Origin of the sequence: Curtobacterium subtropicum (genome assembly GCF_030362975.1) — a bacterium.
Lineage (GTDB): Bacteria > Actinomycetota > Actinomycetes > Actinomycetales > Microbacteriaceae > Curtobacterium > Curtobacterium subtropicum.
The window spans coordinates 336,876-353,067 of the sequence record NZ_JAUCMM010000001.1 but is presented as its reverse complement, the minus strand read 5'-3'; the positions used below and the strand labels follow the sequence as shown (position 1 = coordinate 353,067).

Annotated in this window: 13 protein-coding genes; 10 read left to right on the top strand and 3 right to left on the bottom strand. The window is 69.6% G+C overall.

Going from position 1 to position 16,192, the window contains the following annotated elements:
• Window positions 1-30: 30 nt before the first annotated feature.
• The 4 genes from QUG98_RS01585 (at window position 31) to QUG98_RS01570 (ending at window position 4,205) form a co-directional block, all read left to right on the top strand.
• Window positions 31-960 (top strand): ABC transporter permease, encoded by a 930-nt coding sequence (locus QUG98_RS01585; protein WP_137766701.1) that lies wholly within the window; start codon window positions 31-33, stop codon window positions 958-960.
• A complete protein-coding gene (locus QUG98_RS01580) occupies window positions 950-1,900 on the top strand; it encodes an ABC transporter permease (protein ID WP_289468886.1) in 951 nt (316 codons plus the stop codon). The genes QUG98_RS01585 and QUG98_RS01580 overlap by 11 nt, the downstream gene beginning before the upstream one ends.
• Window positions 1,897-3,639 carry a dipeptide ABC transporter ATP-binding protein gene (locus QUG98_RS01575; RefSeq protein WP_289468885.1) on the top strand — a complete coding sequence of 581 codons (1,743 nt, stop codon included), beginning with the start codon at window positions 1,897-1,899 and terminating at the stop codon, window positions 3,637-3,639. The genes QUG98_RS01580 and QUG98_RS01575 overlap by 4 nt, the downstream gene beginning before the upstream one ends.
• Window positions 3,640-3,701: 62 nt before the next feature.
• On the top strand, window positions 3,702-4,205 hold the full coding sequence (locus QUG98_RS01570) for a PH domain-containing protein (protein WP_289468884.1): 504 nt from the start codon (window positions 3,702-3,704) through the stop codon (window positions 4,203-4,205).
• 244 nt (window positions 4,206-4,449) lie between these two features.
• On the opposite strand, the gene QUG98_RS01565 is transcribed toward QUG98_RS01570, so the two are convergent.
• Together QUG98_RS01565 and QUG98_RS01560 are read right to left on the bottom strand one after the other, a co-directional pair.
• A complete protein-coding gene (locus QUG98_RS01565) occupies window positions 4,450-4,995 on the bottom strand; it encodes a PH domain-containing protein (RefSeq protein WP_289468883.1) in 546 nt (181 codons plus the stop codon).
• A 282-nt stretch (window positions 4,996-5,277) separates the two neighbouring features.
• Window positions 5,278-6,960, bottom strand: coding sequence for an ABC transporter family substrate-binding protein (locus QUG98_RS01560; protein WP_289468882.1), 1,683 nt, complete (start codon window positions 6,958-6,960; stop codon window positions 5,278-5,280).
• A 144-nt stretch (window positions 6,961-7,104) separates the two neighbouring features.
• Here QUG98_RS01560 and QUG98_RS01555 point away from each other — a divergent pair, with 144 nt between their 5' ends.
• From QUG98_RS01555 to QUG98_RS01545, 3 genes are read left to right on the top strand one after another with little or no spacing between them, the layout of a single operon-like run.
• Window positions 7,105-8,088 carry an ABC transporter permease gene (locus tag QUG98_RS01555; RefSeq protein WP_289468881.1) on the top strand — a complete coding sequence of 328 codons (984 nt, stop codon included), beginning with the start codon at window positions 7,105-7,107 and terminating at the stop codon, window positions 8,086-8,088.
• 1 nt (window position 8,089) lies between these two features.
• Complete coding sequence (locus QUG98_RS01550; RefSeq protein WP_289468880.1) at window positions 8,090-9,118, top strand: ABC transporter permease; 1,029 nt, start codon at window positions 8,090-8,092, stop codon at window positions 9,116-9,118.
• Window positions 9,115-11,253 (top strand): dipeptide ABC transporter ATP-binding protein, encoded by a 2,139-nt coding sequence (locus QUG98_RS01545; protein ID WP_289468879.1) that lies wholly within the window; start codon window positions 9,115-9,117, stop codon window positions 11,251-11,253. The genes QUG98_RS01550 and QUG98_RS01545 overlap by 4 nt, the downstream gene beginning before the upstream one ends.
• 187 nt (window positions 11,254-11,440) lie before the next feature.
• Here QUG98_RS01545 and QUG98_RS01540 read toward each other — a convergent pair whose 3' ends face one another.
• On the bottom strand, window positions 11,441-12,190 hold the full coding sequence (locus tag QUG98_RS01540; protein ID WP_289468878.1) for a CPBP family intramembrane glutamic endopeptidase: 750 nt from the start codon (window positions 12,188-12,190) through the stop codon (window positions 11,441-11,443).
• 126 nt (window positions 12,191-12,316) lie between these two features.
• On the opposite strand from QUG98_RS01540, the gene typA reads away from it, so the two are divergent.
• The 3 genes from typA to QUG98_RS01525 all read left to right on the top strand — a co-directional run bounded on the left by typA (window position 12,317) and on the right by QUG98_RS01525 (window position 16,187).
• Window positions 12,317-14,239, top strand: coding sequence for a translational GTPase TypA (gene typA / locus QUG98_RS01535; protein WP_058728220.1), 1,923 nt, complete (start codon window positions 12,317-12,319; stop codon window positions 14,237-14,239).
• 138 nt (window positions 14,240-14,377) lie between these two features.
• On the top strand, window positions 14,378-15,571 hold the full coding sequence (locus QUG98_RS01530) for an amidohydrolase (protein WP_289468877.1): 1,194 nt from the start codon (window positions 14,378-14,380) through the stop codon (window positions 15,569-15,571).
• Window positions 15,572-15,647: 76 nt separating this feature from the next.
• The gene (locus QUG98_RS01525) at window positions 15,648-16,187 is read left to right on the top strand and encodes a hypothetical protein (RefSeq protein WP_289468876.1); all 540 of its coding nucleotides are present in this window, start codon (window positions 15,648-15,650) and stop codon (window positions 16,185-16,187) included.
• Window positions 16,188-16,192 lie beyond the last annotated feature (5 nt).

Below are 16,192 nucleotides of genomic sequence, written 5' to 3'. Positions count from 1 at the left end.
GCGCGCCGCTGCGCAGGACCGAGCGATCTGATGCTCTGGTACCTCGGCAAGCGCCTCCTGCAACTCATCCCCGTCTTCTTCGGGGCCACGTTCCTCATCTACTTCATGGTCTTCTCGCTGCCCGGCGACCCGATCGCCGCGCTGTTCGGCGACCGTCAGCCGTCGCCGCAGGTGATCGAGCAGCTCCGGCAGCAGTACAACCTGGACAAGCCGTTCCTCGTCCAGTACCTGCTCTGGATCGGCGGTGTCTTCAAGGGCGACCTCGGCGTCACCTACTCGGGCCTGCCGGTGTCGCAGCAGCTCGCGTCGGCCTTCCCGATCACCGCGCGCCTGGCGCTCCTCTCGCTGCTCTTCGAGGCCGTCGCCGGCATCGTCGTCGGCGTGATCGCGGGCCTCAAGAAGGGCAAGTGGTTCGACACCACCGCGCTCGTCGTCTCGCTCCTGCTCATCTCGGTGCCGACCTTCGTCGTCGGCTTCCTGCTGCAGTACGTCTTCGGCATCCAACTCGGGCTGTTCCGCGTCACCGTGTCGGGTCAGGCACCGTGGTCGGAGCTCGTGCTCCCGGCGATCGTGCTCGCGACCGTGTCGTTCGCGTACATCGTCCGTCTGACGCGCGCCAGCGTCGCCGAGAACATGAGCGCTGACTTCGTGCGGACCGCCACCGCGAAGGGCCTGCCCCGTCGCCGCGTGGTCGGGGTGCACATCTTCCGCAACTCGCTCATCCCCGTGGTGACCTACCTCGGTGTCGACATCGGCAACCTGATGGTCGGCGCGGTGGTGACCGAGGGCATCTTCAACATCAACGGTGTCGGTGGCACGGTGTTCCGCGCCGTCAAGCTCGGCGAGGGCCCCACGGTCGTCTCCTTCGTCGCCGTGATGGTCATCATCTTCATGCTCGCCAACCTCCTGGTCGACCTGCTCTACGCCGTCCTGGACCCGAGGATCCGCTATGCCAAGTAACGCCGAACCCCGCTCCGCGACGCACTACGTCGCGCCGATCGAGGAGACGCCGCTCCAGGCGGTCGACCAGGTCGACGAGACGGAGAAGACGCGCTCGACCTGGACCGACGCGTGGGACTCCATGCGCGTCCGCCCGACGTTCTGGATCTCGTCGATCCTGATCCTGCTCGTGCTCGTCGTCGCGATCTTCCCCGGCCTGTTCACGCACGTCGACCCGCGCGCGGCGAACCTCGACTTCAGTGACGAGGGCGCGCGTCCGGGCCACCCGCTCGGGTACAACCGCCAGGGCTACGACGTGTACGCCCGAGTCATCTGGGGTGCGCGCAGCTCGGTCATCGTCGGCCTGGTCGCGACGATCCTGGTGTCGCTCGTCGGCATCATCATCGGCGCCCTCGCCGGCTTCTACGGCGGCTGGCTCGACACGATCGTCTCCCGCATCGGTGACATCTTCTTCTCGATCCCGACCATCCTCGGCGCGATCGTGATCATGTCGGTCATCCCGGCGCGCAACGCGTTCACGGTGGCACTCGTGCTCGCCGCGTTCGCGTGGCCGCAGATCGCCCGCATCATGCGCGGTGCCGTGCTCAGCGCGAAGCAGTCCGACTACGTCACCGCCTCGGCGGCGCTCGGGGTCAGCCGCTTCACCACGCTCGTGCGCCACGTGATCCCGAACGCGATCGCCCCCGTCATCGTCATCGCGACGGTGTCGCTCGGCTCGTTCATCGTCGCCGAGGCCACCCTGTCGTTCCTCGGTATCGGGCTGCCCCCGTCGGCGCTCAGCTGGGGCCTCGACATCGGCACCGCGCAGACGTCGATCCGCACCAACCCGTCGACGATCTTCTGGCCGTCCGCCGCCCTGTCCATCACCGTGCTCGCGTTCCTGCTCCTCGGCGACGTGGTCCGCGACGCGCTCGACCCGAAGGCGAGGGCCCGTCGATGACCGAGACGCTCACCGATCCCACCACCCGTCGTCCGGCCGGATCCGGCGCCCCGCTGCTCGAGGTCTCGGGCCTGCAGGTCGGGTTCCGCACCCAGAGCGGCATGGTCCAGGCCGTCCGCGGCGTGGACTTCACCCTCGAGCAGGGCGAGCGCCTGGCGATCGTCGGCGAGTCCGGTTCGGGCAAGTCGACCAGTGCCCAGGCGATCATCAAGCTCCTCGCCGGCACCGGCGAGGTCACCGGCGGGTCGATCAAGTTCAACGGGCGTGAGCTCGTCGGGCTGTCCGACAAGGAGATGGCCGGCATCCGCGGGAAGGAGATCGGCTACGTCCCGCAGGACCCGATGTCGAACCTCAACCCGCTGTGGTCGATCGGCTTCCAGGTGGAAGAGGCGATCAAGGCCAACGGCATGGCGACCGGCAAGCACGCGATCCGCGCCCGCGCGGTCGAGGTGCTGCAGGAGGCCGGCCTCGGCGACGCCGCGACCCGCCTGAAGCAGTTCCCGCACGAGTTCTCCGGCGGCATGCGCCAGCGCGTGCTCATCGGCATCGGTCTGTCGAGCCGCCCGCAGCTGCTCATCGCCGACGAGCCGACCTCGGCCCTCGACGTCACCGTGCAGCGGATCATCCTCGACCACCTCGAGACGCTGACCCGCGACTTCGGCACCTCGGTCCTGTTCATCACGCACGACCTCGGCCTCGCCGCCGAGCGCGCCGAGAAGCTCGTCGTGATGTACAAGGGCCAGGTCGTCGAGTCGGGTCCGTCCAAGGAGATCCTGGCGAACCCGCAGCACCCGTACACGCAGCGCCTCGTCGCCGCGGCGCCCTCGCTCGCGAGCCGTCGCATCCAGTCGAAGGTGCAGCACCAGCGGGTCGGCATCGCCGACGTCGGCAGCGAGGACGACGAGCTGATCGCCCGCGCCCAGGAGCGCGAGCACCGTCCGGCGCAGGACCTCATCGTCGTGAACAACCTGCAGAAGGTCTACAAGCTCCGCGGCAAGAACCTGCAGTCGCGTGAGCTGAAGGCCGTCGACGACGTGTCGTTCGCGATCCCGAAGGGCACCACCACGGCGCTCGTCGGCGAGTCCGGTTCGGGCAAGTCGACCGTGGCGAAGCTGGTGCTGCAGCTCGAGTCGATCACCGGCGGTTCGGTGACGTTCGACGGCATCGACATCGGCGCACTCAAGGGCAAGGAGCTGTTCGACTTCCGCCGCCGCGTGCAGCCGGTGTTCCAGGACCCGTACGGCTCGCTGGACCCGATGTACAACGTCGGGAACACGATCGCCGAGCCCCTCGCCACGCACAAGGTCGGCGACAAGGCCAGCCGCCGGGCCCGCGTGCTCGAGCTGCTCGACCAGGTCGCGCTGCCGAAGTCGATGGTCAACCGCTACCCGAACGAGCTGTCCGGCGGGCAGCGGCAGCGCATCGCCGTCGCGCGTGCGCTGGCGCTGAAGCCCGAGGTCATCGTGCTCGACGAGGCAGTTTCTGCGCTCGACGTGCTCGTCCAGGGCCAGATCCTCGACCTGCTGACCGAGCTGCAGACCGAGCTGGACCTGACCTACCTCTTCATCACGCACGACCTCGCGGTCGTCCGCCTCGTCGCGGACAACGTCTGCGTCATGCGGAAGGGGCAGATCGTCGAGAAGGCGACGACCGACGAGGTCTTCGCCGACCCGAAGGAGCAGTACACGAAGGACCTGCTCGCCGCGATCCCGGGTGCCGGGTTCGAGTTCGGGCGCTGATCCCGCTGCACCACCCCGAGGCCGGACGTCCCGTCGTCCTCCGCGCAGGTCGCGGAGGGGCGGTGGCGTCCGGCCTCGTCGCCGTCCTGGGACTCTTCCTGCTCGTCGACGCGGTGGCGAGGGGGAGCTGGGACGTGGTCTGGTCGGCGATCGGTCCGGTCGCCGCGGTCGTGTGGGCACTCTGGCTGCTCACGGTCCGCCCGGTCGTCCGGCTCGACGACGACGCCCTCACGGTCGTGAACCCGTTGCGCACCACCCGCATCCCGTGGGCGGCCCTCGCCGACGTCCGCCTGCGCTGGCAGATCGTCGTGCAGACCGTGGACGGCCAGGCGGTCACCTGCCGCGGCGGGCCGTCGATCCGCGGGTCGCGCCCGGGCCGCCGGGGGGAGCTCTCCGTGCCGTACGAGCCCGAGGAGCTCCGGACGATCCGTCACCGCTGGCGCTCGCGTCGTGCGTCGAACCCGGGCGACACCGCCGTCCGTCGCGCGTGGGACCGCCCTGCCGTGGTCTCCGGAGCAGTGGTCGCGGCCCTGCTGGTGGTCTCCGCGGTCGCGCTCGCGGCCTGACCGACGAACGGGTCGTCGCACCACGGGATGGACAGCAGGCTCCGCGCGGTCCCGCCACGCGCCTCCGGACCGCGCACGCGTCGGTCGGGAGGCTCCGCGCGGTCCCGCCACGCGCCTCCGGACCGCGCACGAGTCGGTCGGGAGGCTCCGCGCGGTCCCGCCAAGCGCCTCCAGCCTGCGCACGCGTCGTTCGGGAGGATCGGCGCGGTCCCGCCATGCGCCTCCTGCCCGGAGCGGAGCCGGTCTAGAGCTGTGCCGCTGCCATCGACGCCGCGACGCCGAGCACGATCATCGTCGTGACGGACCAGCCGTGCACGCGGTGGGTGATGGTCGCCGCCTCGACCGTCGCCGGGGGCGGGCCGTCGTGCACCACGGGTGCCGGGACGTGCATGCGGAGGACGTCCGCGACCTGCGTGACGTCCGCAGCAGTGGTCTCACCGCCCCCGGCCTGACGGATGCCGAGTGCGGCGGTCGGCCGCGTCGCGAGCCAGGTGCGGCGGACCCCCTCGGTCGTCACGACCTCGATGCCGTACTTCGTCCGCACCTCCTGCACGCGGCGCCAGGGGTAGGTGCTGGTGCGACGGACGTCGACGATCGTGAGTGCTTCGTCGGTCAGCTCGAAGCGCGGGCGCCAGAGGACGGCCCAGGCGAGGAACGCCGTGAAGACGCTCGGGACGGGGACCAGCCACGGGTTGCCGCCGGTCAGCAGCGCGAGGGGGACCAGCACGACCGCGACGGCCCACAGGACAACGGCGAACAGGCGCATCCGGGGCGCGACGACGGTGCTCATCCAGGCCATCGTAGGCGAGCCGGACGGGTCGAGAGCGCCTCCCCGGGGACGCCCGGGAGCGGGTGTGACACACCTGCGCGTACCGCCGGGCGACCCGGTTCCCCGGGGAGGCGGGTCCGTTGCGGACCTCGTCCGTCCATGGTCGGCACACCCCGTTCGGGTGTCAACACCCGGGCCGCGATCTTCAGGAACCGGGAGCGCCCCGGCGTGCTCGGACGGACACGCGGACAGCGGACGGGCCCGGTCGCGTGCTGCGACCGGGCCCGTCCTGGTGTCGTACTGCTACTTCGTGAACCCGACCTTGGTCCAGTCGATGTTCTGCGCACCCGCGAACGCGCCGTAGTTGGCGAGCTTTGGGTTCTGCGCGACGAGGGCCGGCTTCGCGGTGATCGGCATGGAGTGCCCGATCGCCCAGACCTGCTTGTCGACCTTGTTCCAGATGGCGTTCGCCTTGCCGGTGTCCGGCTCGGCGACCGCCTGCGCGATGAGCTTGTCGATCGACTCGTCACCGATGCGGCCGTAGTTCTGGCCGGTGTCGCCGGTCTGGTAGATCGACGCGCCGCCCGAGTGGAAGCCGGTACCGCCCCAGACGAAGATCGTCATGTCGTAGTTGCCCGGCGTGACGTACTGCTCGAAGAAGTCGTCCACCGCGACGGACTTGAGCTTGAGCTCGATGCCGACGTCCTTGAGCTGCTGCTGCATGACCTCGGAGAGCTTCTGCGACGCGGTCGCACCCGACGGGATCGTGATGGACAGCGAGAGCGTCTCGCCGCCCTTCTTGCGGTACTGGCCGTCGGTCTTCCAGCCGTCGTCGTCCAGGATCTTCTTCGCCTTCTCGACGTCGAAGGTTCCGTTCGGGTCGGTGTTCGCTTCGTACCCGTCGTCGGTCGACAGGAAGATGTGGTTGTCGAGCGTGCCGAGCTTGTACGGCAGGGTGCCGCCGATGACCTGCGCCAGCGCCTCACGGTTCACCGCATGCTGGATCGCCAGGCGGAGCTGCTTGTCCTTGAGGATGCCCTTGGACGAGAAGTCGACGTGCGTGTACTGCGCCGAGGTCGAGGCGTAGACCTTCGAGTCCTTGGCGTCCTTGACGCGGTCGAAGCGCTCCGAGGTCGTCGTCAGGACCGAGTCGATCTCCTTGTTCAGGTAGGCGTCGACGTCCGCGTTGCCGTCGAGTGACCGGAAGATGACCTGGTCGAGCTTCGGCTTGTCACCCCACCAGTTCTCGTCGGGGACGATCGTCACGGTGCCGGCGGTCTCGTCGAGCTTCGACACCTTGTACGGCCCGGACGACAGCGGGACCTTGCCCTTGTACGCCTCGTTGAACTGCTCGGGGGTGCCGGTCTGGCTGGCCGGGTACAGCGGGCTGAAGAGCGACTTCCAGTCGGAGAACGGCTTGTCGAAGACGACCTTGACGTCCTGGTCGGACGAGCCCTTCGTCACCGAGGCGATGTCCTCGTACCCGGTGGTGGAACCGACCAGGTAGTCCTTGTTCGACCCGTTCAGGGCCTTCCACTCGTTCTCGAAGTCCTTCCACGTGATGGGGGACCCGTCGTTCCACTTCGCCTTCGGGTTGATCTCGTACTCGATCGTGAGCGGGTCGTCGCTCGTCGCCTCGGCCTTCGACACGTAGTCGGTGTCGAGCTGCGGGGCGCCCTTGCCGTCGATCACGTAGATGAACGGCATCGTCGCCTGTTCGATCGTGGAGGCGTCGACCAGGGCACCGTCGACCTGGTTGTAGTTCCACTGCGTGATCCACTGCGAGATCGGCAGACGGAGCGTGCCACCGTCCTGCAGGTCCGAGACGGGCTGCTCGTTGATCTGTGCCGAGGTGGGCAGGGTCTTCTTGCCCGAGTCGTCGGAGCCGCCGCCGGACCCACCGTTGGATCCGCTCGAGCAGCCGGTCGCGACGAGAGCGAAGCCGGCGAGTGCCGCCGTCAACGCCAGGACTTTCCTGTGCTTCATGGTCTTCCCCTCGTGAAGTTGTGGATCACCATACGACCCCCGCGCGGGGGCAGTCGACCCGTTCTGTTGCAAACACCAATTCGTTACGTACCGAGTGCGGGGATGTGATCTCCCGGAAACAAATCGGGTCGTATGGTGTTCCGCATGACCCGCTTCCTGGCGCGTCGACTCGTGTACTACGTCGTGCTCGTGTTCCTCGCCACCTCGCTGACGTACTTCCTGGCCTCGGCGACGTTCAGCCCCCGATCCGTCTACGCAGAGCGCAACCCGGCCCCGCCGGCGGCCACCATCGACAAGAAGCTCGACGACATCGGCGTGAACGACAAGACGCCGATCGTCGTGCGGTACGGGCACTGGCTCGGCGACGCCGTGCAGGGCGACCTGGGCAAGACCATCCAGGACCGCAGCGTCAACGACGCGTTCTGGCCGCGCCTGGGGGTGAGCCTGCGGCTGCTGGTGGTCGGCTCCCTGCTCGGCATCCTGCTGGGGGTGCTGCTCGGGGTCTGGAACGCCATCCGGCAGTACCGGATCTCGGACCGGGTGAGCGCGGTCATCTCGATCGTGCTCATCTCGACACCGGTGTTCCTGACCGCGGTGTTCCTGAAGATCGGGGCGACGAAGCTCAACCAGGACACCGGCACGCAGCTCATCAACTTCACCGGCGAGGCGACCCCGGGGTTGACCGGCAGCTGGTGGGACCTGTTCGTCGACCGCGGGGTCCACCTGCTGCTGCCGACGATCTCGATCGCGCTCGGACTCATCGCGATCTACAGCCGGTACCAGCGCGCGACGATGCTCGACGTGCTCGGCTCGGACTTCCTGCGGACCGCCCGGGCGAAGGGCCTGACGAAGCGACAGGCGACCTTCAAGCACGGACTCCGGACCGCGCTCATCCCGATGACGACGCTCTTCGCCTACGGGTTCCTCGGCATCCTCACCGGCGCCACCTTCACCGAGAAGATCTTCGGGTGGAACGGCCTCGGCGCATGGTTCATCGACTCCGTGCAGAACAACGACGTGAACGCCGTGACCGCGTACACGCTCTTCGCCTCGGTCGTGGTGCTCATCGCCGGGTTCCTCGCCGACGTCCTCACCGCCGCCCTCGACCCCCGCGTGCGGAGGAGCTGAGATGACCGACACCCGCATCGAGCCCGTCGACGGGACGACCGTCGGCCGGTCGGACGCGCCGCTGCCCGGCAGCCCGAAGCCCGGCGGCAAGCAGCGCAACCGCTTCGTGCAGACCGTCGTCCGCGTGTTCATGAACCGGGGGGCCGGGATCGGCCTCGTGGTGATCGTGCTGCTCTTCGCCTTCGCCTTCATCGGCCCGTTCGTCAGCCCGTACGGCTACTCGCAGATCGACTACACCGCGTTCTCGCAGCCGCCGAGCGGCTCGCACTGGTTCGGCACGAACGGCATCGGTCAGGACGTCTTCGCCCAGACGGCGCGCGCCATGCAGAAGAGCCTGCTCATCGGACTGCTCGTCGCCCTGTTCTCCACCGCCCTCGCCGCCCTGACCGGCGCCGCTGCCGGCTACTTCGGCGGCTGGGTCGACCGGATCGTGATGTTCTTCGTCGACATGCTGCTCGTGCTGCCGTCGTTCCTGATCATCGCGATCATCAGCCCGCGCATCCAGGACTCGGGCTGGATCGTCCTGGTGGTGCTCATCGCGGCGTTCGGCTGGATGGTCACCGCCCGCGTCGTCCGCTCGATGACGCTGTCGGTCAAGGAGCGCGAGTTCGTCCGCGCCGCCCGCTACATGGGCATCGGGCCGTTCCGGATCATCGTGCGGCACATCCTGCCGAACGTGGCGTCGTTCCTGATCATCGACGGCACCATCCAGGTCGGTGCGGCCGTACTCGCAGAGACCAGCCTCAGCTACTTCGGCTTCGGGGTGCAACCGCCGGACGTCTCGCTCGGCACGCTCATCGCCCAGAACCAGGACGCGGCGCTCACCAGCCCGTGGCTGTTCTTCTTCGCCGCCGGTGCCCTCGTGGTCTTCGCGATCGCGGCCAACCTGCTCGGCGACGGGCTGCGCGACGCGCTCGATCCGACATCCGCGACGGGCAAGAAGCAGAAGCGGACCGGTCGGAAGCGCGACCAGAACCAGGCAGCGGTCGACGCCGCGACCATCACCACGCAGGCAGGGGCCGGCGCATGAGCACCACCACCACGACGTCCACGACGACCGAACCGATGCTCCGGGTCCGCAACCTCGACGTCCGGTTCCCGACCCCGCGGGGGGTCGTGCACGCCGTGCGCGGGGTCGACCTCGAGCTGCGTCGAGGTGAGGTCCTCGGCATCGTCGGCGAGTCCGGTTCGGGCAAGTCGGTGACGAGCACGGCGATCCTCGGACTGCTCCCGGAGACCACGACGATCACGGGCTCCATCACGCTCGAGGGGCAGGAGCTCCTCGGTCGCAGCGACAAGCAGATGAGCAAGCTGCGCGGCGCGAAGGTCGCGATGGTCTTCCAGGACCCACTGTCCGCGTTCACGCCGGTGTACACGATCGGCGAGCAGATCGCCGAGACCGTCCGCGTGCACCGCGGGGTCTCGAAGCAGGACGCCCGCGCCCGGGCGATCGAGCTGCTGAAGCTGGTCGGGATCCCGCAGGCCGAGCAGCGCGTCGATGCCTTCCCGCACGAGTTCTCCGGCGGCATGCGGCAGCGCGCGATGATCGCGATGGCCATGGCGAACGACCCGGACGTGATCCTGGCCGACGAGCCCACCACGGCGCTCGACGTGACGATCCAGGCGCAGATCATCGACGTGCTCCGCACCGCGCAGCGGGAGACCGGCGCTGCGCTGGTCTTCGTCAGTCACGACCTCGGGGTCATCGCCGGCATCGCCGACCGCATCGCCGTGATGTACGCGGGCAGGATCGTCGAGACCGCGAGCGCGGACGAGCTGTTCGCCCGACCGCGCATGCCGTACACGATCGGGCTCATCGGCGCGCTGCCCCGGCTCGACGAGTCGAGCGGCGAACCCCTCGTGCCGATCCCCGGGTCCCCGCCGTCGCTCATCGGGCTGGCCGACGCGTGCCCGTTCGCCGACCGCTGCCCACTCGCCGCGGCGGTCTGCCGCGGATCGGAGCCGCCGCTCGCCGCGATCGACGTCGCGGCGGGTGTCCCCGGTGAGGGCCCGATCGACACCTCGGTGCCGCACGCCGTCGCCTGCCACCGCTACGAGGAGGTCGCCGAGGCGCACGCCGACGCCGGCGCGATCTTCCACCTGCCCGAGATCCCGGACACCGCGGTGCCCGCCGCCACGCCCGCCGCCCGCGAGCAGCGGCCCGCCGTCGTGCAGGTCGCGGGACTGACGAAGACCTTCCCGCTCGTCAAGGGCTCGGTGTTCAAGCGCAAGGTCGGCGAGGTCTACGCGGTGGACGGGGTCGACCTCGACATCCGGAAGGGCGAGACCCTGGGACTCGTCGGCGAGTCCGGATCGGGCAAGTCGACGACCCTGCATCAGCTGATGGACCTCGAGCGGCCCGAACACGGCACGGTCGAGCTGTTCGGACAGCCGGTCGCGGCGTCGAAGCAGCTCCGGCAGCGCATCTCGATGGTGTTCCAGGACCCGGCCGCGAGCCTCGATCCGCGCATGTCGGTGTACGACGTCGTCGCCGAGCCGCTCCGGGCGATCGGGGCGTCGTCCGACCGCATCGCCGAGCGGGTGCCGGAGCTCCTCGGGCTCGTCGGACTCCGCGCCGCCGAGGCCGACCGCTACCCGCACGAGTTCTCGGGCGGTCAGCGGCAGCGCATCTCGATCGCGCGGGCACTCGCCACCGAACCGGAGCTCATCGTGCTCGACGAACCGGTCTCCGCGCTCGACGTGTCCATCCAGGCCGGGGTGCTCAACCTGCTCGCCGACCTCAAGGCCCGTCTCGGGCTGTCGTACCTGTTCGTGTCGCACGACCTGTCGGTCATCCGGCACGTCGCCGACCGGGTGAGCGTGATGTACCTCGGCCGCACCGTGGAGGAGGGGGCGGTCGACGAGGTCTTCGAACGCCCGATGCACCCGTACACGGCGGCGCTGATGTCGGCCGTCCCGGTGCCCGACCCGGTCGTCGAGCGGTCGCGGAGGACCATCCTGCTGCCGGGCGACCCGCCCAGCCCGACCGAACGACCGATCGGCTGCCGGTTCCGCTCGCGCTGCCCGCTGTACGCGATGCTGCCCGAGTCCGAGCAGCAGCGCTGCCGGGACGAGGTTCCCGAGAAGACGGCCCGCCGCGGCGCGGAGCGCGACCATCGCGCGGCCTGCCACTACCCGGAGAAGGTACCCCAGCTGGTCGCGTGACCAGACGGCGGACGGGAGGCGCGGGGCCGGCTGGCACCGCGCCTCCCGTCCGTCACCCGGTCACGTCGGAGCGGGCCTGCCGTGGGACGGTCTCGTCACGTCGAGACGCCGCCGGATCCTGCGATGTCTCGCACCGATCCGTCCGTCTGACGGGCACGCCGCCGCCTCGCAGTGACGACGCACCGACTCACCGGAACAGCTGCGGGAACGCCTGCGCCACGAACGGGTAGCCCACGAAGACGACGGCGTCGAGCAGGCAGTGCGTGATGACGAGGGGCAGGAGCCGTCCCCACTTGGTGTAGATCCACCCGAACACCACGCCCATCACCGCGTTCCCCACGAAGGCCCCGAAGCCCTGGTACAGGTGGTAGCTCCCGCGGAGCACTGCGGTCGACAGGATCACCTGCCAGCGCCCCCAGCCGATGCCGCCGAGTCGCTCGTACAGGTACCCGATGACGATGACCTCCTCCTGCAGTCCGGACCGGACCGCCGACAGGAGCAGGACCGGGATCGTCCACCAGTAGGTGTTCAGCGCCGCGGGGTCGACGGCCACCGTGAAGCCGAGCGCCCGCCCCGTGAAGTACAGCGCAAGGCCGGGGATGCCGATGCCGAGCGCGATGAGGGCAGCACCGCCGAGGTCTGGCCGTACCCGGAACCGATCGATCCCGAGGCGGTGCAGGTGCGGGCGGCGGGCACTCCAGAGCAGGTAGCAGACCAGCGCCACCGGGGCGAGGTCGACCGCGATGCCGACGAGCTGTCGCGCGAGGTCGACGTACTGCACGGTCGTGGTCGACGTGTTGAGCGCAGTGGACTGCTGCCCGAGCGGGGTCGTCTGCGACAGGTCGTCGATGATCTGCAGCACCGAGTACAGCGCGCTGCCGCCCAACGAGAGCATGAGGACGATCGTGATCTCGATCCACGTTCGTCGTCTGCTCACGGGCTGTACTCCTCAGGGTTGCGAACTACCGGTAGACTGGCGTGTCGGGCGTTCTGCCCGCGGGTGCCATGTGTCCACGACGACCGGCCGCCCGATCTTCTACCGAACACTTGAAGGATGTCCTGTATGGCGCTCGCCACCCGGTCCGACCTGCGCAACGTCGCCATCGTGGCACACGTCGACCACGGCAAGACCACCCTCGTCGACGCGATGCTCACGCAGACCAACTCGTTCGACGCCCACTTCGAGGGCGAAGACCGGATGATGGACTCGAACGACCTCGAGCGCGAGAAGGGCATCACCATCCTCGCGAAGAACACCTCGGTGCTCTACAACGGGAAGCACGCCGAGGAGTTCAACCCCGGTGGTCGCATCACGATCAACGTGATCGACACCCCCGGCCACGCCGACTTCGGTGGTGAGGTCGAGCGCGGCCTCTCCATGGTCGACGGTGTCGTGCTGCTCGTCGACGCGTCCGAGGGCCCGCTGCCCCAGACCCGCTTCGTGCTCCGCAAGGCGCTCGCCGCGAAGCTCCCGGTGATCCTGCTCGTCAACAAGACGGACCGCCCGGACTCCCGCATCGACGAGGTCGTCTCCGAGTCGCAGGACCTGCTCCTCGGCCTGGCCTCCGACCTGTCGGACGAGGTCGACGACCTCGACCTCGACGCGATCCTCGACGTGCCCGTCGTCTACGCGTCCGGTCGTGCCGGCGCGGCGTCGCGCAACAAGCCCGAGGACGGCTCGCTGCCCGACAACGACGACCTCGAGCCGCTGTTCGAGGCGATCCTGCAGCACGTCCCGGCCCCGAAGTACGACGACGAGCACCCGCTGCAGGCGCACGTCACGAACCTCGACGCCTCGCCGTTCCTCGGCCGCCTCGCGCTGCTGCGCATCTTCCACGGCACGATGAAGAAGGGCCAGACGGTCGCGTGGGTCAAGCACGACGGCACCGTCGCGAACGCCCGCATCACCGAGCTGCTCATCACGAAGGCGCTCGACCGCTACCCGGCCGAGTCCGCGGGCCCCGGTGACATCGTCGCCGTCGCCGGTTTCGACACGATCACCATCGGTGAGACGCTGTCCGACCCCGAGGACGTCCGTCCGCTGCCGACCATCACGGTCGACGACCCGGCGATCTCGATGACCATCGGCACGAACACCTCGCCGCTCGTCGGCAAGGTCAAGGGCCACAAGCTCACGGCCCGCATGGTCAAGGACCGCCTGGACCGCGAGCTCATCGGCAACGTCTCGCTCAAGGTGCAGGACATCGGCCGCCCGGACACCTGGGAGGTCCAGGGCCGCGGTGAGCTGGCGCTCGCCATCCTGGTCGAGCAGATGCGCCGTGAGGGCTTCGAGCTCACCGTCGGCAAGCCGCAGGTCGTCACGAAGCGTGACGAGAACGGCAAGCTCCTCGAGCCCTACGAGCACATGACGATCGACACGCCGGAGGAGCACCTCGGCGCGATCACGCAGCTCATGGCCGCGCGCAAGGGTCGCATGGAGAACATGACGAACCACGGCACCGGCTGGATCCGCATGGAGTTCATCGTGCCGTCGCGCGGGCTCATCGGCTTCCGCACGTCGTTCCTCACCGAGACCCGCGGCACCGGCATCGCGAACGCGATCGCGCACGGCTACGACGAGTGGGCCGGCCCGATCCAGACCCGCATCAACGGCTCGATCGTCTCCGACCGCGCCGGTGTCGTCACGCCGTTCGCCATCACGAACCTGCAGGAGCGCATGACGTTCTTCGTCAACCCGACGGAGGAGGTCTACGAGGGCATGGTCATCGGCGAGAACTCGCGCGCCGACGACATGGACGTGAACATCACCAAGGAGAAGAAGCTCACGAACATGCGTTCGGCGAACGCCGACTCCTTCGAGTCGATGACGCCGTCGCGCCAGCTCTCCCTTGAGGAGTGCCTGGAGTTCGCGCGCGAGGACGAGTGCGTCGAGGTCACCCCCGACAACGTCCGCATCCGCAAGGTCGAGCTCGACGCGCAGGCGCGCCAGCGTGCGTACGCCCGCCTGAAGCGCCAGGACGCGTAGGCAACGACAGCCTGGAGGCACTGCCTCCGTCCGACGGCCCGGTCACCTCACCAGGTGGCCGGGCCGTCGGCGTCCGTGCCGATGGCGTCCGGGCCGCCGGCGTTCGTGCCGTCGGTCCCGAGGGATACGGTGGAGCGCGTGACCCTCGACCTCCTCTCCCTGTACCAGGACCTGCACGCCCACCCGGAGCTCGGCTTCCAGGAGCACCGCACCGCCGGTGTCGTCGCCGACCGGCTCGCCGAGATCGGTGGGATCGAGGTCACCACGGGGGTCGGTGGCACGGGCGTCGTGGGCGTCCTGTCGAACGGCGACGGGCCGGTCGTCTGGCTCCGCGCCGACATGGACGGCCTGCCCGTGCAGGAGCGCACCGGGCTGCCCTACGCGAGCACCCACACCGGTCGTGACGACGAGGGCTCCGAGGTCCCGACGATGCACGCCTGCGGGCACGACATCCACGTGACGTGGCTGCTCGGCACGCTCGAGCGGCTCGTCGACGACCGTGGCGCGTGGCACGGCACGGTCGTCGCGGTGTTCCAGCCTGCAGAAGAAGTGATCTCCGGCGCCCGCGCGATGCTCGAGGACGGCCTGGTCGAGCGCTTCCCACAGCCGGACGTCGTGCTCGGGCAGCACTCGGCCCCGGCTCCGGTCGGCATCGTCGCGGTCGGCAGCGGCCCGGTCATGGCGTCGAGCGACCGCCTGACCGTCACCTTCAACGGCCGCGGTGCGCACGGTTCGGCGCCGCAGGCCTCGCTCGACCCGATCGTCACCGCCGCGAGCGCCGTCGTGCGCCTGCAGACCGTCGTCTCGCGCGAGGTCTCGCCCTCCGACGCCGGCGTCGTCACCGTCGGGAGCTTCCACGCCGGCACCCGGCCGAACATCATCCCGGACCAGGCCGTCATCGAGATCTCCACCCGTGCCCGGAACGAGGAGACCCGCGAGCGCATCATCGCCTCGATCGAGCGCATCGTGCGGGCCGAGAGCGCAGCGGGCGGTCTCGACGCCCCGACGATCGAGCGTGCTCCGGGCGCCGAGGTCACGGTGAACGACGCCGAGGCCGCGGCGCGTGTGCTGGAGGCGCTCCGCGGTGCCGTGCCGGACGCCCGTGACCTGGAGATCGGGCTGGCGATGGCGTCGGAGGACGTCGGGCAGCTCGCGACCGCGGCGGGCGTCCCGCTCGTGTACTGGTTCACCGGCATCACCGACCCGGAGCTGTTCCGTCGCGGCGAGGAGATCCCGAGCAACCACTCGCCGTTCTACGCGCCGCAGGCCGAGACGGCGATCCCGGTCGGCGTCGACGCCCTGACGGCGGCTGCCCGCGCCTGGCTGTCCTGAGGCGGGGCTGCGGCGGGCGGGAGACTTCCCAGGGAACGCACGCCGCGCCTCCCGGCAGTCCACCTAGGGTGTCCGCATGCGCACGACCCGGACCCTCATCGCCGCCGTCACCGCGGGCATCGCCCTGGCGGGCCTGACCGGCTGCTCCGCCGACGCGGTGCAGCAGGCCACCGACCTCGGTTCGTCGGTCGCCTCGAACGTCAGCGAGACCGTCCAGGGGATCGACGGCAAGGCGATCCAGGACGGCATGGCCTCGGTCGCCGGCGGCATCGACGGCGCCCTCGACGCGGCGCTCTCGGGCACCGGGGTGACGAGCGACGGCAAGGTGCCGGACGGCTTCCCGACCGCCGACGTCCCGCTCGTCGACGGCACCGTCCTGGGCGGCGGGGCCGGCCCGAACGGCTCCGGCTGGGTGGTGCAGATGCGGGTCGCCTCGGTCGACGACTTCCGAGCGGCCGCCGAACAGCTCGCGGCGGCCGGGTACACCGAGTCCGCGAAGCGCGAGGACGCGACGAGCGCCTTCGGGTTGTTCCGCAGCGAGACGCACCGCGTGGTGCTGACCGTGTCCGGGTCGAAGGACGGCGTCACCGCGACGTACATCGTCACGCCGCGGTAGCGAAG

Excerpts from the sequence above, each read along its gene's own strand:
- QUG98_RS01575 (WP_289468885.1), top strand. The coding sequence starts at position 1,897 with ATGACCGAGACGCTCACCGATCCCACCACCCGTCGTCCGGCCGGATCC.
- QUG98_RS01550 (WP_289468880.1), top strand. The coding sequence starts at position 8,090 with ATGACCGACACCCGCATCGAGCCCGTCGACGGGACGACCGTCGGCCGG.
- QUG98_RS01555 (WP_289468881.1), top strand. The coding sequence starts at position 7,105 with ATGACCCGCTTCCTGGCGCGTCGACTCGTGTACTACGTCGTGCTCGTG.
- QUG98_RS01560 (WP_289468882.1), bottom strand. The coding sequence starts at position 6,960 with ATGAAGCACAGGAAAGTCCTGGCGTTGACGGCGGCACTCGCCGGCTTC.
- QUG98_RS01580 (WP_289468886.1), top strand. The coding sequence starts at position 950 with ATGCCAAGTAACGCCGAACCCCGCTCCGCGACGCACTACGTCGCGCCG.
- QUG98_RS01565 (WP_289468883.1), bottom strand. The coding sequence starts at position 4,995 with ATGAGCACCGTCGTCGCGCCCCGGATGCGCCTGTTCGCCGTTGTCCTG.
- QUG98_RS01525 (WP_289468876.1), top strand. The coding sequence starts at position 15,648 with ATGCGCACGACCCGGACCCTCATCGCCGCCGTCACCGCGGGCATCGCC.
- typA (WP_058728220.1), top strand. The coding sequence starts at position 12,317 with ATGGCGCTCGCCACCCGGTCCGACCTGCGCAACGTCGCCATCGTGGCA.
- QUG98_RS01545 (WP_289468879.1), top strand. The coding sequence starts at position 9,115 with ATGAGCACCACCACCACGACGTCCACGACGACCGAACCGATGCTCCGG.
- QUG98_RS01585 (WP_137766701.1), top strand. The coding sequence starts at position 31 with ATGCTCTGGTACCTCGGCAAGCGCCTCCTGCAACTCATCCCCGTCTTC.